The 14,273-nt window shown below is 70.0% G+C and carries 12 protein-coding genes and 1 pseudogene; 3 read left to right on the top strand and 10 right to left on the bottom strand.

The genetic code is table 11. The features are described from left to right. Positions 1 to 126: 126 nt before the first annotated feature. On the top strand, positions 127 to 576 hold the full coding sequence (locus YWC_RS33255; protein ID WP_156923923.1) for a hypothetical protein: 450 nt from the start codon (positions 127 to 129) through the stop codon (positions 574 to 576). 372 nt (positions 577 to 948) lie between these two features. Here the strand turns inward: YWC_RS33255 and YWC_RS0126970 are convergent, their stop codons facing one another. From YWC_RS0126970 to YWC_RS0126940, 6 genes are all read right to left on the bottom strand, one after another. Then, on the bottom strand, positions 949 to 1,572 hold the full coding sequence (locus YWC_RS0126970) for a helix-turn-helix transcriptional regulator (RefSeq protein WP_027868114.1): 624 nt from the start codon (positions 1,570 to 1,572) through the stop codon (positions 949 to 951). Next, complete coding sequence (locus tag YWC_RS0126965; protein WP_027868113.1) at positions 1,569 to 2,780, bottom strand: MFS transporter; 1,212 nt, start codon at positions 2,778 to 2,780, stop codon at positions 1,569 to 1,571. Before YWC_RS0126965 ends, YWC_RS0126970 begins: the two co-directional genes overlap by 4 nt. A 67-nt stretch (positions 2,781 to 2,847) precedes the next feature. Beyond that, positions 2,848 to 3,783 (bottom strand): lipid-binding SYLF domain-containing protein, encoded by a 936-nt coding sequence (locus YWC_RS0126960; protein ID WP_027868112.1) that lies wholly within the window; start codon positions 3,781 to 3,783, stop codon positions 2,848 to 2,850. Between the two features lie 296 nt (positions 3,784 to 4,079). After that, a complete protein-coding gene (locus YWC_RS31205) occupies positions 4,080 to 5,618 on the bottom strand; it encodes an FHA domain-containing protein (protein ID WP_229413215.1) in 1,539 nt (512 codons plus the stop codon). Between the two features lie 113 nt (positions 5,619 to 5,731). Next, the gene (locus YWC_RS0126945; protein ID WP_027868111.1) at positions 5,732 to 6,715 is read right to left on the bottom strand and encodes a PP2C family protein-serine/threonine phosphatase; all 984 of its coding nucleotides are present in this window, start codon (positions 6,713 to 6,715) and stop codon (positions 5,732 to 5,734) included. A 62-nt stretch (positions 6,716 to 6,777) separates the two neighbouring features. After that, positions 6,778 to 8,064, bottom strand: coding sequence for an MFS transporter (locus tag YWC_RS0126940; RefSeq protein WP_084416647.1), 1,287 nt, complete (start codon positions 8,062 to 8,064; stop codon positions 6,778 to 6,780). 109 nt (positions 8,065 to 8,173) lie between these two features. On the opposite strand from YWC_RS0126940, the gene YWC_RS0126935 reads away from it, so the two are divergent. Beyond that, positions 8,174 to 8,641 carry a GNAT family N-acetyltransferase gene (locus tag YWC_RS0126935; protein WP_027868109.1) on the top strand — a complete coding sequence of 156 codons (468 nt, stop codon included), beginning with the start codon at positions 8,174 to 8,176 and terminating at the stop codon, positions 8,639 to 8,641. Here the strand turns inward: YWC_RS0126935 and YWC_RS0126930 are convergent. Genes YWC_RS0126930 through YWC_RS0126915 form a run of 4 tightly spaced genes read right to left on the bottom strand, consistent with a single transcriptional unit; the run spans position 8,627 to position 13,891 of the window. Further along, positions 8,627 to 9,082: an SH3 domain-containing protein gene (locus YWC_RS0126930; protein WP_027868108.1), complete on the bottom strand. Its 456-nt coding sequence runs from the start codon at positions 9,080 to 9,082 to the stop codon at positions 8,627 to 8,629. The genes YWC_RS0126935 and YWC_RS0126930 overlap by 15 nt on opposite strands. An 8-nt stretch (positions 9,083 to 9,090) precedes the next feature. Continuing rightward, positions 9,091 to 10,644 carry a hypothetical protein gene (locus tag YWC_RS0126925; RefSeq protein ID WP_027868107.1) on the bottom strand — a complete coding sequence of 518 codons (1,554 nt, stop codon included), beginning with the start codon at positions 10,642 to 10,644 and terminating at the stop codon, positions 9,091 to 9,093. Further along, the gene (locus tag YWC_RS0126920) at positions 10,614 to 12,935 is read right to left on the bottom strand and encodes an FtsW/RodA/SpoVE family cell cycle protein (RefSeq protein ID WP_027868106.1); all 2,322 of its coding nucleotides are present in this window, start codon (positions 12,933 to 12,935) and stop codon (positions 10,614 to 10,616) included. The genes YWC_RS0126925 and YWC_RS0126920 overlap by 31 nt, the downstream gene beginning before the upstream one ends. Further along, positions 12,932 to 13,891: a serine/threonine-protein kinase gene (locus YWC_RS0126915; RefSeq protein WP_027868105.1), complete on the bottom strand. Its 960-nt coding sequence runs from the start codon at positions 13,889 to 13,891 to the stop codon at positions 12,932 to 12,934. Before YWC_RS0126915 ends, YWC_RS0126920 begins: the two co-directional genes overlap by 4 nt. Positions 13,892 to 14,068: 177 nt before the next feature. Here YWC_RS0126915 and YWC_RS33635 point away from each other — a divergent pair. Next, positions 14,069 to 14,273 (top strand): annotated as a pseudogene (locus YWC_RS33635) (IS110 family transposase); the annotation flags it as partial.

Below are 14,273 nucleotides of genomic sequence, written 5' to 3'. Positions count from 1 at the left end.
GCGCAGCACTACAGGGTGTCAGCAGCGATCGCGCGAGTGCTGTTTCGAAATCGTGTACTGGCAGCGTTGCTGTTAGTAAGTACATCGTCGGCTTTTGCCATTCCTCCGCCGCCAACAAAACCTCCTATGCTGCGCAAAGCCAGGATGACTGTTAAGGTTCAGTTGATCGAAGCAGCTAATGGAAGCGTATTCAGGATCACTGACCTATGTAAAGACAGCGGGACGATTCCTGTCTATGCCGATGAAGGCCACGCTGCGCCCGCTCACGGTGCGGAGGTTCAGGGCTGCAGCATGCTAAAGGATGGAGAGAAACTGCCGGTATCGATATCGGGAGCAAAGGCAGTGTCGACCAAGGGCGGTACTTTTGCGTACGCCTACGTAGGCATAGTGCCTCCAGACGCCGTCCCCGGCTGCCCGTATCTCTGCGGGCCACAAGCATTGGCCGATTCCCGCGCGGAAGTTCGAATAAGAGGTTCCGCGAGGTCAATTAGTTTCAGTCTGAACCCGAACCCTGTGTCTATATTAAATGCCAAGCCAACTGTTTGGCTGGATGCCGATGTCGAGATTGTCGACTGATCTGGATGCGCTTGCGGCTGTCCGTAACGGGTCGGAAGTGGTCGTCCATACTAAATTACGTCTTTGTAGACACCGCCATGCCAAGAAATCATTCTGGAGAAGTTGAGCACTACACGTCTTTCAACCAGCATTTGGGCTCACGCTTCCAGTCAGCAGGTTTGCGGGTGCAGTTCCATTAGATGCCAATTCGAGTCGCCTGCCTGGAGCATAAATTTAGGTTTGCAGCCTTAACACGAAGGTTCGCTTCGGGCCCGGAAGCCGACGCATGCGGCCCTTGTGAGGTACTGAGGCGTCTGTATTCGGAGGTGAATCGATGGCATGCGCCGTGCACCTGGACCTAGGCCGGGGCCTTTTGCCACTCGCCCTGCAGCTTCAGGTAACCGGCATGATTCGATAGGCACAACGCCGCGCCCCGGCCAGCTGGTGCTCGACCCTTTCGACCTGCACGTCCGGCCCCAGCACGCGCCGGAACACGTCCAGCTCCGAGCGGCAGAAGTTCTGGCAGGCGCGCGCCGCGGCGCAGATCGGGCAGTGGTTCTCGACCAGCAGCACGCTGCCGTCGTCGCCGACCTGTGCTTCGGCCATGTAGCCTTCCGCCTCGCGCAGCACGGCCAGCGAGGCGGCGCGCTGGGCCAGCGGCGCGGCCGGATCGACGGCGGCGCGGTAGGCGGCTTCGCTGGCGGCCTCGCGTGCATCGATCAGCCGGTCGATGGCGGCTTCGCCGAACAGGTTCCGCACCTGCCCGATGAGGTCGACCGTCAGCGCCGCGTGGCGGTCGGGAAAGCGCGCATGCCCCAGTTCGGTGAGCTGCCACAGCCGCACCGGGCGTCCCACCTTGCCCGGCTGGTCGACGTAGCCGACCAGGCCTTTTTCCTCGGCCGCTTCGAGCTGGCGGCGCACGCCCATCGAGGTCAGGTGCAGGATCGCGGCCAGTGCCTGGGCGGTCTGCGGCCCGCGGGTCTTCAGCAGCAGCAAGATTTGTTCGGACGTGTTCATGCGAATTCCTGGTGGGTTGGGATAGCGTGGCGGCTCCAGCGCCACATCGAGAACGCCGCCAGGGCCGCCAGCAGGCCGCCCGCGACCAGCACCAGGCGGGTGTCGATCAATGCGAGCAGCCAGCCGCCGAGCGCCATGACGATATGGGCCACGCAGAAGGTCGTCGACAGCAGGCCCATGACCGCGCCTTGTCCGTGCTGCGCGAAACTGTCGGCCGCCCAGGCCTGCAGCGTCGCATTATAAAAGGCGTGCGGCAAGCCGAACAGGATGATGGCCGCCATGCCGACCCACAGGTTTCCCAGGCCGACGCACAGCACCGCCAGCGCCACCGCGCCGGCCAGCCCGCCGACACGCAGGCGTGCGTCGCCCGGGTAGGCGCGGCCCGCGAACAGCGCCGCGCAGGTCATCACGCCGCACATCGCCATGTTCACAAGGGCGATGCCCTTCGCGTCGTAGCTCCCCGTTTCCACCAGCCAGAGCGGGAAGAACTCGTAGAAGCCGGCCACGCCGCAGCAATAGGCGAGGTGGATCAGGAACAGCGTGTGCAGCGGCGCGTGGCGCAGCAGGGTGAAGGCATCGCGCTCGCGCGCCAGCGACCACCAGCTGCTCCGGGCGGCTGGCGTCGCCTGCGGCGCCAGCACCAGCATCGACAGCGCCGCACCCAGCAGCAGGCCGGCGGCGGCGATGCAGAAAGGGAGCGTGATGCTGTAGCCGGCACTGAGTCCGGACAGCAGCGGGCCGGCGAGCCAGCCCAGGTGGAAGGCGCCGTTCCGCCAGGAGAGCGCATGGTTGCGCAACGGCCCGTCGAGGCGCTCGGCCAGCAGCGCGCGCAGGATTGCGCCGTTCCCCTCCAGCACGCCGGTGGCGAAGCGCGCCGCGATCAGCAAGGGATAGGATTGCGCCAGCAGCGCGTATGCCGTCAGCAGGTGTCCCGCGGCGGCGCCGAGCGTGGTCAGGAGCAGGATGCGGCGCCGGCCGAGCGCATCCGACAAGGATCCCAGCACGGCGCTTCCGATCAGCATGCCGAGCGGGTTGAGCATCAAGGCAAAGCCGAACAGCAGCGTGGGCGGCAGGCCGAGGAAGGCGTTCAGCGCGTTCGGCGCCGCGCCGGCAAATAGCGGCGGCAGCAAGGGATAGGCCAGCGAGGCGCCGACGGTCGACAACAGGGCAAGCAGGCAAGCGCTGCCGATGAGCAAGCGGTGATTCATACGGCTCCTGGCACGGGACGATGGCCAGGAGTGTAAGAGAGCTCAGCAGTTAAGTAAACTAAAACGTTTATTTATTCGCCGTCGGACTGGTCGGCGCCTGCGGTTCGGCGCGCCGGGTCGGGCGCATGTCGCTGTCGCCGCTGCGGGTCTTGCTGTCGCTGCTGCCGCCCTGGCCGGCGGCGCCGGCGGCCGTCCCGAGGTCGGCCAGCGCCGTGCGCAGCTCGACGGCGCGCGGGTTGGCGACCCGGCCCGCCACGACGTCGCGCGCGGTCACCGGCTTGCGGTAATAGGCAGTCGTCTCGGCGGCATCGAAGCGGATGTCGGTGAGGGCGATGACCGCGCCGCCGAACAGGCCCTCGGTATCGGACCAGGCGGTGATGTCGCCCCAGCCGAGCGAGCCTTCGCCGCGCTTCGACCATTCCACCACCGTGAGGCCGGCTTCGGCATTCAGCGAGAACTTATTGTCCTGCATGAAGCCGTTCAGCGCCTTCTGGTCGTTGAGGATGAAGGCCATGCCGCCGCCCTCGGCTCCAAGCTGGGCGCCCACAGTCAGCCCGGCCATGTTGTAGAAGGATGGCGTGCCCCAGCCGTCGGCACGGCGGACCAGCAGCACGCCGGCGCCGCCGCGCGCCCCGACGCCGACCGCGACGCGCACCGAATCCGGTATCACGAACACGCCCTTGGACTTGGCCAGTTGCGCCGCGACCTCGCGGTTGCGCTCCATCTGGTGCAGCACGGCGATGGCGCGGTTGAGGTGGGTGGTGGCATCCGCGGCGTCGCTGCCTTCCTGGACCACGCCGGGCTGGCCGCTCGTCGGGTTGGTGCGTTGCTGCACCGTGGACGGGCCGGTGCGTTTCTGCGCGGCCACCGGCTTGGCGGTCTGGCGCCCGCCTTGGGGGTTGTCCGTCTGCGAGGCGGTCTGGGCGCTGGCGCCAAGGGAAGTGGCGGCGGCCAGCAGGACGATGGCGGCGCCGCGGAGGTGGATCAGGGTATTGTTTTTCATGGGTATGCTCGCGAATCGATGGATGCCCCTAGCGTAGCCGGATGCCGCCTGTGGCGGCGCAGGCTTGCGGGCTGGAGGGAGATTGTCGCGCGGCTACAGGGCGCAGCACCGTTTGCGGCGGGCGTAAACTGCTGTTTCCGTACGGGTTTTTTCTGAAACGCCATTGAGGGACGCGTCATGAAAATTCCAGAACACCTGAAGATTCCGGTCATCGTCTTTGCGCTGCAGGCTGCCCTGCTGGCCGGTACTTCGCTGGTCTTCCTGCTCCTGCGCCCGCACGGCGCCTGAGCCGCGGCTCAGCTGCCGAGCCAGGCAGCGGGCTGTGCACGCCGGCGCTCGCCGGCGCGGACCGTCTGCGCCCGCATTTCCGGGGCGAGCTCAGGATAGGGGCGGGCCGTGAAGCGCAGCTGCCCGCCCATGCCGGAGGAGCGCTCCAGGCTGGCGCCAGGCGTCAGCGGCGTCTCCACGCCCGTGAGCTGGTCCCGGTGCCAGAAGCCGCCGTCGCGGTGGAACAGCAGCGGCATGCCAGCGGCGCGCGGCGCAGCCAGGACTTCGCGCCGGCCCGGATGGGTGTCGGGGGCGAGGATGCAGAAGGCTTCCGCCTGCGCGCCCGCATCGACGCGGTGCAGGATCACGCCGTGCGGCAGCAGGGCGCTCACTTCGAGTTCGACCACGCCACGGATGCTGGCAGTGAGGGCAATGCGCATGCCGAGCCGCAGCGGCACGGGCGCGTGCTTGCCCGGCCAGACGCCGTCGAGCAGCAGGCCGTAACGTGACACGTCTTCGATCTCGAAGCCATGGCGGCCCTGGCGGATGAGCGCATGGCGGCCGGACAGGCGGCGCGTCAGGCCGCCGCGCTCCTCGCCGTGTTCGCCGTAGTGCACCAAGAGCAGGTTGGCTTCCGGATCGATCGATTCGAAACGCCCCAGCACGCACTCGTCGAGCGCGAACAGGCGCAGGTGGCGCTGCGCGCTCGAATCCGGTTCCGCGTGCACCAGGCAGGCCATGCTGGCCGGGCAAGGATGGCCGGCCGCTTGCATTGGAACGTCGATCTCGATCAGGTCCTCGTCCCAGGCGATGGTGGACAAGCCCAGGTCGACCTTGCCGCCGCCGTCGCGCGGGTCGCGGATGTCGAGCTGGGCGATCGAGCCGTCGCGGGCCGTGACGTCGATGTCGAGGCTGCCCCCGCCCGGCGCGTGCACCCGTGCGATGCCGGCGTCGTCGGCGGTCACGCGCACGTTCTTGTGGGTGGCCAGGAAGGTCTGGTGGATCTCGCCCAGGCTGGCATCCATGCGCGGGACCAGGATCACGGGCGAGCAGGTCCAGGTGCGGGCCGCTCCGGGGAGCGAGGGGTGGCGGCTGTGCAGCTCGATGTCGATGCGGTACTGGCCGTGCTCGAGGCCGCGCGAGGAGAATTCCAGGAAGACCGGGCGCCAGTCGCCGCGTGAAGTGCGCTGGAAGACATAGCTTTCGCCTTCGCGCAGGCGCAGGCCGGAGCGCACCAGCATGCGCAGCTCGGCCGCGCAATCCATCGGCATGCCGCGCAGTTCCAGCTTGATGGCCTGGCGCCCGCCGGCCGCGCGCGGGTCGAAGCCGCTGATGTGCAGTTGCGGGCGGCCAAAGCCGGCGCTAACGCGCGTTGCGCTCGCGTCAGGGACGCGCTGGGCACGCAGCGCGCTGATCGCCTCGAAGCTCGACGGCAGGCCGCCGCTGGAGGCGGCGCTCGACAGGACTTCATCGGAAGCCGGCTGGGCGTGCCCGTGCGCGCACAGCTGCTCGCCGGGCATGACCCAGACGGTGCAGTGCGGATGCTCGGGATTGCGGCAGCGGTTCATGGGGCGATGGCGGACTCGATCGTAATCGACAACATGGCAAGCTTACGCCCTTTTACTGCCCAGCGGCGCGCCGCATTCATTGATTAGCAACATTATTTTCTGTTGGGAATTTTTCAATCCCGTGCATCGTCCGGCAGGGCGGTCTCGTCCGCGTGGACGCCGGCCTGAACCGGCAGGGGACGCAGGACCAGCGCGGTCAGGTTGTCGGGGTGCAGGCCGTCGGGCGGGGCGCTCTCCAGCGCGCCGAACAGGCGGCCGACCATGGCCGCGGCGTCCGGCGCGCCGGCCAGCAGGTCCGGCCATTGGTCCACGAAACGGTCGGGCGCGGCGCAGGACCAGAAGCCGTCGGTGGCCAGCAGGTAGCAGGCGTCCTCGCGCAGGCGCAGCACGCGGCGGTCCGGCAGGGCGCACAGCCAGGACGGCAGGTTCAGCGGCGTCAGCTCGAACAGCGGGTTCGAGAGTTGCGACGGTGTGCTGAAGGCATTGCCGAGGATGAAGGCTTGTGCGATTTGCGGCGCATGCGCGCCATGCACCTGGCGGCGCCAGGCACCTTCGTCGATGCGGCCGGCCAGGGCCGCAGCGGTGGCGGGCACGTGGTCGACGGTGAGCGGCACGGCGCGCTCCGGGCCGATCTCGTACAGGCGCGAGTCGCCCACATGGTAGAGCAGGGGCTCTCTCCCGGGCGGCAGTTCCAGCATCGTCAGGGTGGTGCCGGGGCGGGCGCCGCTGGCGACGGCGAAATGGCGCTGCAGTTCGGCGTGCAAGGCGTCGAGGTGGCGCGCCAGTTCGGCCGGCGTGTGGCAGGGCGGAATCGCGAGCAGGCCGGCGGCGACCGCCTCCGCGGCTTCGCGCCCATGGCCGTGCCCGCCCATCCCGTCCAGCACCCCCACCCGGCCGTGGCCCGCGGGCCAATCCCTTACCCGCGCCTGTTGCGGCTCCTGGCCGAGCAGGTAATGGGCCTGGCCGGCGCCATCGATGACGACGAAATTGTCCTGGTTCTCGGGGCGCTGCACCGGGCCGCTGCCGCGGCGGCTGGCCACGGCCACGTCGTAGCGCGGCGCAAAATCGAAGGCGGACAGGATGTCGAATGAGGGCATGAGGCGGATCGGCTGGACAATTGCGCTACTTTACACCCGAACAAGGTCCTTTCATGCCGCGATTAGAGCGGGTTTTTCCGGCTTCCCGTGACGAGGACCAGCGCATTGGCCAGCACGCAGGCCCCGGCGGCGGCCAGGGCCGCGCGCACGCCCCAGCGTTCGGCCACCTGGCCCCAGAACAGGCTGCCCGCCACGTAGCCGCCCGACATGACAAACAGGTAGATTGACAGGGTGCGGGCGCGGATCTCGGCCGGGAAGGATAGCTGGGCCGCGGCGTTCAGGGTCGATACCGTGGCCGACCAGGCCATGCCGCCGCACAGGATCAATGGCACCAGCAGCGACAGCGAGCGGCTCGCGGCCATGGCCAGCAGCATGCCCCCGTAGACCAGCATGGCGCCGGCCAGCACGCCGGTCTTGTCGACCCGGGCGCGCAGCTGTGGCAGGAAGAAGGCGGCCAGCACCGCGCCGCCGCCCAGGCAGCCCATCAGGGTGCCGTAGGTGCTGGACTGCATGCGCAGCACCTCGCGCACGTAGACCGGCAGCAGGCTGGCAAAAGCGATGGTCGAGAAGAACACGGTGCAGACGTTGCGCAGGATGCGGCGGTAGCGCGCGCAGCCGAAGGCGGTACTGACGCCCGACACGAAGCGCGCGCGGAAGCCCTCGGCCGCCTGCGGCTGCGGCCCGCCTTCGCGCCACCAGCTCCAGTACACGCCGAGCAGGCCGGCGAAGGACAGGGCATTGGCCAGGAACAGCGCGCCCGGTCCGATCCAGCCAAACAGCAGGCCGCCGAGGGCCGGGCCGATGATGGCCGACAGGTTGTAGGATAGGTTGTTGAGGGTGGCTGCGGCCTCCACTTCATCCGGCTCGACCAGGCCGGACATGGCGGCCTGCCAGGCCGGCCAGATGAAGGCGGTGCCGATGCCGATGCAAAAGGTCAGCAGCAGCACCGGCGTGGCGGCCACCAGCCCGGTGCCCGCCAGGAGCGCCATGATGGCGGCGCACAGCGCCATATACAGGTTGCAGTAGAACAGGAACTTGGGCCGGTGCACGGCATCCGCGACTACCCCCGCCAGCAGGGCGAACACGAACACCGGCACATAGGTCGCGGTCTGTACCAGCGAGGTGATCGAGGCCGAACTGGAGATCGAGGCCACCAGCCAGGCCGAGGCGAAGGTCTGGATCCAGGTGCCCATGTTCGAGACCATGTTGGCGAACCAGAGATTGCGGTAGCGTGGGTGGCGCAGCGGCCGGGTCAAGGGCAGCTTGCGGCGGCCGGCCGGGGCGGGCGACAGGCCGTGGGCGAGGCTCGAACCAACAGGGGAAGAAGACGGGGAGCTCGGGTCTGGCATGGTCTGGCCAGTGTAGGAGGCTTCGCTACCCACAGTCAATTAAATTGCCGTACGGAAAGTGTTTTCTATGTTATTGTGGCATTCCCAAAACACCTTTGCCGCGAAACCCATGTTGATCCGACCGCTAGTGGCCACGGACATCCCCGCCGTGGCGGCGTTGTTGCGCGAGCTGGCGCGCGAATACATCGTGCACGAATCGCCGCCCGAGGGCGCAGCGACCTTCCTCGCCGAGAACGACGAAATGGGTGTGCGCGGCTTCCTGGCGCGCGGCCATGTCTATCACGTGGCGCTCGTCGACGGCCAGCTGGCCGGCTTTGTCGCGGTGCGCGACCGCAGCCATTTGTTCCACCTGTTCGTCGGCAAGCGCTGGCACCGGCGCGGCGTGGCGCGCGCCTTGTGGGAGGCGTCGCGCGAGGCGGCGATCGCCGCGGGCGGCGACGGCAGCTTCACGGTGAACTCCTCGAACTTCGCGGTGCCTGTGTACGAAGCTTTCGGCTTCGTGCGCGTCGGACCGACCCAGTGCGCCAAGGGCCTGTATTACAACCCGATGCGCCTTGGCGGCTCAGAAGACAACTGAATTCTCGTCGGCGCGGCGCAGCCACAGGCTGCTGGCCCAGCCATCGTGGTGGCGGCCATCCACCACGGCGCTGACCTGCCACCAGTCGCCCCGGCGCTGGCCGGTCGCCGTCACGCGCGCGCCGGCCGGCACCACGGCCAGGCGGCGCGCGTTGATCCCGGTATGCTCGCGCAGGTTGAGGTGGTCGCGCACGCGGTACTGCGCACCCGCCACCGGCGCCTCGGACACCGGCAGCGCCGCCAGCGTGGCCGCGCGCGGCCGCGCGTCCGGCTTGACGAGGGCATGCAGCAACCCCCCCAGCAGCGCGGTGCCGCACACCAGCACCGCCAGGGCGCGCGCGTTCGCACGGCGCCACCAGGCGCGCGGGGTCAGCCAGGCGGCCAGGCACAAAGTCAGCAGCAGGCCGGCGCAATAGGCAGCGATGATGGTCGCGGAAGGCATGGCTGGATTCAGGCGTCGAAGCGCAGCACGTAATGGCCGGCGACCAGGTGGTGGCCGGAGGGCAGCAGGTAGGGCTGCTCCTGCGTGGCCTGCGTGATGGGCGCCACCAGCTTCAGCTCCGCATCGAGGTGGAACAGGGCCTGGGTCTCGGACAGGCGCACGATGCGCAAGCCTTCGCCGGTGGCTTCCCAGCTGAAGGCATTGCGCGACAGGCCGAGGCGGTCGGCGCTGGCGGCCGCGCTGCCATCGAGGTGGCGCAGGAAGGCCGGGCCATCGAGCACCCGCAGCCCGGCCAGCGCGGGCATGCCGCGCCCGAACACCAGGCGGGTGCCGGCCGCCGCCGGCTGCTCGGGACCTTGCGGCAGCGCGAGCAGGGCCGCGTAGCGGTCCGCCATGCCGGGCGCCACCGCGTGCAGTCGCAGGCTGGCGCCGTCGAGCGGTGCGAACTGCGAGGGCACCTTGACGCGCTGGCGTCCGGCCGCGGTGATCGCGTGCACCTCGTCGGCGTCGTCCACCAGGAAGCGGATCAGGCTGTCCTTGCCGGGCGCGACCGGCGCCAGGCTGCTGCCCAGGCCGATCTCGAGCGCGGTGGCGCCGGTGTCGCGGTAGCGGCTCAGGCGTGGCAGCGCCAGCGCGGCCAGCGTGATGCGGTGGCGCGCGACCGGTGCGTAGGTCGCGTCGTTTTCCAGCGCCGGCGGGGCGGCGGCAGGCAGGACGGCGAGCGGCATGGCGGTCATCTCGCTCTCGGCAATGCCTGCGTCGCGCGGCTTCCATACCGAGGGCGCGCGCGCCGGCGCGGCGCTCGGCGCCTTTGCCGGGTTGGCCCGTGCTGGCGCGCCGGCACGGCTGATTTTCAGGAGCAGGCGCTGGCCGGCGCCGTCGCCATTTGCCTTCCTGCGGACGACGTAGTAGCCGCCCGCTGCGTCGAACCGGCAGTCGAGCGTGTCCTTGGGACGCACCTGCACTTCCATCTCGCTGTCGGCGCCGTCGTTGATCAGGAGGATGCCACCCTCTGCGCCGAAGGGCCAGCCCGGCACCGCGAAAGTGGCATTGGCCTCGTCCTGGCCGACCACGGTCAGGCGCTGGTTCGGATACACCGCGCACACCGGCTGCCAGATGGCGCTGTCGCGCGAGGCGGTGACCGTGTACAGCAGCTGTTCGCCCGGGGCCGGCAGGTAGACCGCATGGCCGAACTTCACCTTGACCTCGCCGGTGGCGACGGCATCGTTGCCGACCACGTGGTAGCGCACCTCGTCGCCCCCGAGCAGGTCGCCGAAGTCCTTCTGGTGCAGGGCGGCCAGCGATTGCGCCAGGTCGCGCACGCGCGCGCCGCGGGTCAGGTGGCGGTCGTCGTCGACCTCGTCCTGCGGCAGCATCAGGGTGACGTGGGAGAAGCAGCGGGTGGCGGCGCGCCCGCGCTGTTCGCGCGGCGAGCGCTCCAGCAGGTCGCGCAGCAGCGGGCGGCGCGAGAACAGGGCCAGGCCAGGGGCCTGCCACAGCGCCTCGGCATTGAAGACATCGTCGACCCTGGCTAGGACTTCGTGTTGGACGTAGACCGGCATGTTGGATTCTCCTCGAAAGATTGAACGCTCGCCACGCCGAACGCTAGCAGGGGGCAGATGAAAAACAGCAGGTGCGAGCCGCCGCTCGAGAGAAAGCTCATCGGCTGGCCCATGATGGGAAACAGCGCCAGGTTGGTGCCCCAGGACAGCAGGAAGTGTCCGCCCAGGAAGGCCGCGCCGCCGGCCAGCAGGAAGCACTGGAAGCGCCCGAGCCAGGCGCGGCGGAAGTCGCCGGCCCCCAGGGCGCCCTGCCACGCGGCGACCGCCGCGTGCAGCAGGCAGCCGAGCAGCGTGGCCTGCAGCGCCCACAGCAGCAGGCCGCCCATCAGGCCGTGGCGGTTGAGCAGGAAGGAGGGGGCGAAGTCGTCCTGTACCGCCGGGATGCGCAGCGCGTCGCCGCCGGCCTGGCCGAGCGAAGCCAGGCCGAGCAGTCCGTCCGCACCGAGCCAGCCGCCGCCGGCGACGGCGCGGGCGCCGAGCAGCATCTGCTGGCCGGTGTGCGGGTGGGCCGCCGGGTCGGCCCAGACCTGGAAGCGTTCGGCATAAAAGTCGCCGCTCAAGCCGGGACCGACCGACTGCAGGACCAGCGCGGCGCCCAGCAGCGCGCAGCACAGCCCGCCCGCGAGCGCCGCCTGCAGCCGGCGGCCGGTGGCGAGGCACCAGGCCAGGAAAGTGACCGCCCCCCACACCAGCAGCAGGATCAGCGGAGAATAGTCGTCCACCTGGACCAGCGCCACCGCCACGAGCAGCACGAACAGCAGGATCGGCGCCAGCATGCGCAGCCAGCCGCGCCAGCTGCGATACTCGCTTCCCGCACCGGTTGCCAGCGCCAGGCAATGGGCGCTCAGTGCGGCCAGGGCCAGCTTGGCGAATTCGACCGGCTGCACCTCGAACACGCCGGTCTCGTTGCCGAAGGCGACCTGCAGCACCAGCCCGGCCAGCGCCCCGAGCGCCAGCGCGAACAGCAGCCATTCGGTCGCCACGCGCGACAGCGTGCCGCGCGCCACGCCGTCCAGCAGCAGGCCGAGCGGCAGGCCGGCGCCGAGCAGCACGCAACTGGTTTCCACATGGCGCAGCCAGGCGCTGTCGCGCGCGCCCAGTCCCAGTTCCAGTTGCACCAGCAGGCCGGCGCCGAGCAGCAGCACCGCCACCGCCGCGAGCAGCGGCAGGCGCCGCGGCCACAGCAGCGCGTGCCACAGCGTGGCCCAGGCCAGCAGCAGCGCCCAGCCGGTGCCAGGCGCCGCCCCGAGGCGCTGCATCGCCAGCAGCAGCACCGCAGCGGCGGGGATGGCGCAGGACAAGGCGAGCTTCGCCCACGCCGCGGGCGTGCGCGCCGGGTTGACTGTGCGCAGGCCGGCGGCAGCGGCCAGCAGGAACACGCCGAACCCGGCGCACCACGCCAGCGCGGAGGGCGGCGCGAAGCGCCACAGCGAGCGCTCGCTCCAGCTCCATGCGACGCCGGCCGGCAGGATCGTCTTCGGCTCGGCGAACAGCTCGACTTCGCGCGCGGGCTGCAGCTGCAGGCTGTCCCCGCGCGCCGACAGGGCGAAGCGGGTGCGGCCGACCGCGATCGCCTCCACGCCGTCCAGCAGGTGCTCGCGCCGGGCGACGTCGAGCCAGCGCCCGCCGTCCTGCAGCAGGACCGGCTGCGCACCGTGCACGTTCAGCACCTGCCTGCGCGTGGCGTCGCGCGCCAGCGTGAGCCTGCCGCTGTCCAGGCCGGGCACGGCCAGGCGGTTGCCGCAATACAGATGGCCGCCGAAGGCGAGCGGGCGGTGCAGCGCGAGCAATCCAGGCGCGACCCGGTTCCACAGTCCGGCCAGGCGCGCCGCCGGGCTGGCGTCCGGGCAGGCCGGCTGGGCTTGTCCGTTGCGAAGCAGGAGGGCGCCGTCGTAGTCCCAGGTATGGCGGCCGTCGCGCAGGACGGTGCGGTCCGCGTTCGCCGCGACGACATCGAAGAGCGCCGCGCCGGCCTGCAGGCGCTGGCCGGCGGCCAGCGGGAGGCTGCCGCCATGCAGGCGTCGTGCGCCGCGCACCAGCACCGCGGCCTGCGCCGGGTCGTCGTTGCGCAGCCACCAGCGCCCGCCCGCATCGCGCCGCACCGAGAACTGCCGGTTCGCGGCGCGCGGCGCGGCCAGTTCGGCGCGGCCGAGCGCGAGCGATTCGCCGGGCGCAAGGCGCAGCGTCACCGTGTGCGGCAGGTAGCGCGGCGGCGCCAGCAGCATCGCGAGCAGCTGCAGGGCGCATACGCCGGCCAGGGCGAGCGCGGCGAGCGCCAGGCGCGGGCTCATGCCGCCCTCGCCAAGGCCGGCTGCGCCATGGCGCAGCGTAGCTCATGCAGCATTCGGCTGATCGCCAGCGCGTGGCAGGGGCGCTCGCCAGGGGCGGGGGCAAGCAGGGTGCGCAGGAGGGCGTCGGCCTGCGCCTGCGCCGGGCCGAAGGCGTGGGCGAAGCCGGCCGCTTCGTCCGGCAGCAGGGTCGGGGGAATGCCCGCGTGCGCGCGGCGCAGCATGGCGGCGCCGTCGCGTCCATGCGCCGCGTAGGCCTGGGCGCAGGCGGTGCCGTAACGCAGCATGCGGCCGCACACCAGCCAGTAGAGCAGGGCGCCCAGCGCGAAATAGTCGCTGCGCGGATCGGTCAGGTACCCGTCGCCGGCCTGCGGGAAGAACTGTTCCGGCGCCTGCCAGCTGGCGGTGCCCAGGTAGGCCTGGGTGGGCGCTGCGCACAGCGCGCGGCAGGTGCCGAAGTCGGCCAGCTTCAGGTTCCCGCTGCGGCGTTCCAGCAGCAGGTTGCCGGGCTTGAGGTCGAGGTAGCGAAAACCGGCCGCGTGCACCTTGGCCAGCGCCTGGTTGACCTGGCCGAGCCAGTCGAGCGCCTGCAGGGGGGCGGGCATGCGTCCGGTGGAGCGCAGCAGCTTGAGGTGGGTGGCCAGGTCGCCGTCCAGCAGTTCGAGCGCCATCGCCGGCAGGCCTTCGACGCTGCCGCTGTCGAGCAGGCGCACGACGTGGCGCCCGTCCCAGGGCGCCAGCCGGGACAGGAAGGCCTGCTCGGCACGGGCCGCGTCGATCCAGTGGTGGCGCAATTCGACTGGCGCGCGCGCCATCTGCGCGCTGTTGACCAGCTTGAGGGCGACGCTGCCGCCCGGCGCATCGGCGCGCCACACCACGCCGTAGGCCGAGCCGCCGAGCGCCTCGGCCAGGCGGTACTGGCCCTGCGCCAGTTGAACGATTGTGCCTTGCTGGATCATGCCCCCGCCTTTCGCGACCGGCGCCGTGCGCCCTCACGGTGCTCAAGCGGGGGGAGTGGGAAAGACGAAGGAAGGGATGGGCGAAAAAGGCAATGGGATGGACGCCCCCTCCCGAAACGGCATCGATGTGCCAAAGTGGAAGTGTCAACTGACCACGACATCGAGGGGGGCGTCATCATGAAGATTACGACAATTGGCATCGACCTGGCAAAGGATGCGTTCCAGGTCCACGGCATAGGTGAGCAAGGTGAGGTTCGAGTAAAACGGCAGCTCAAGCGTAGGGAAATGATGGAGTTCTTCACGCGTATCGAGCCCTGCCTGATCGGCATGGAGAGCTGTGGTGGTGCCCACTATTGGGCACGGCGGCTTCGCGACGTGGGCC

Source organism: Massilia alkalitolerans DSM 17462 (assembly GCF_000427785.1).
Taxonomy (GTDB): Bacteria; Pseudomonadota; Gammaproteobacteria; order Burkholderiales; family Burkholderiaceae_D; genus Telluria; species Telluria alkalitolerans.
Note: the sequence above shows the minus strand (reverse complement) of the source record. Positions and strands in the feature narration are given on the sequence as shown.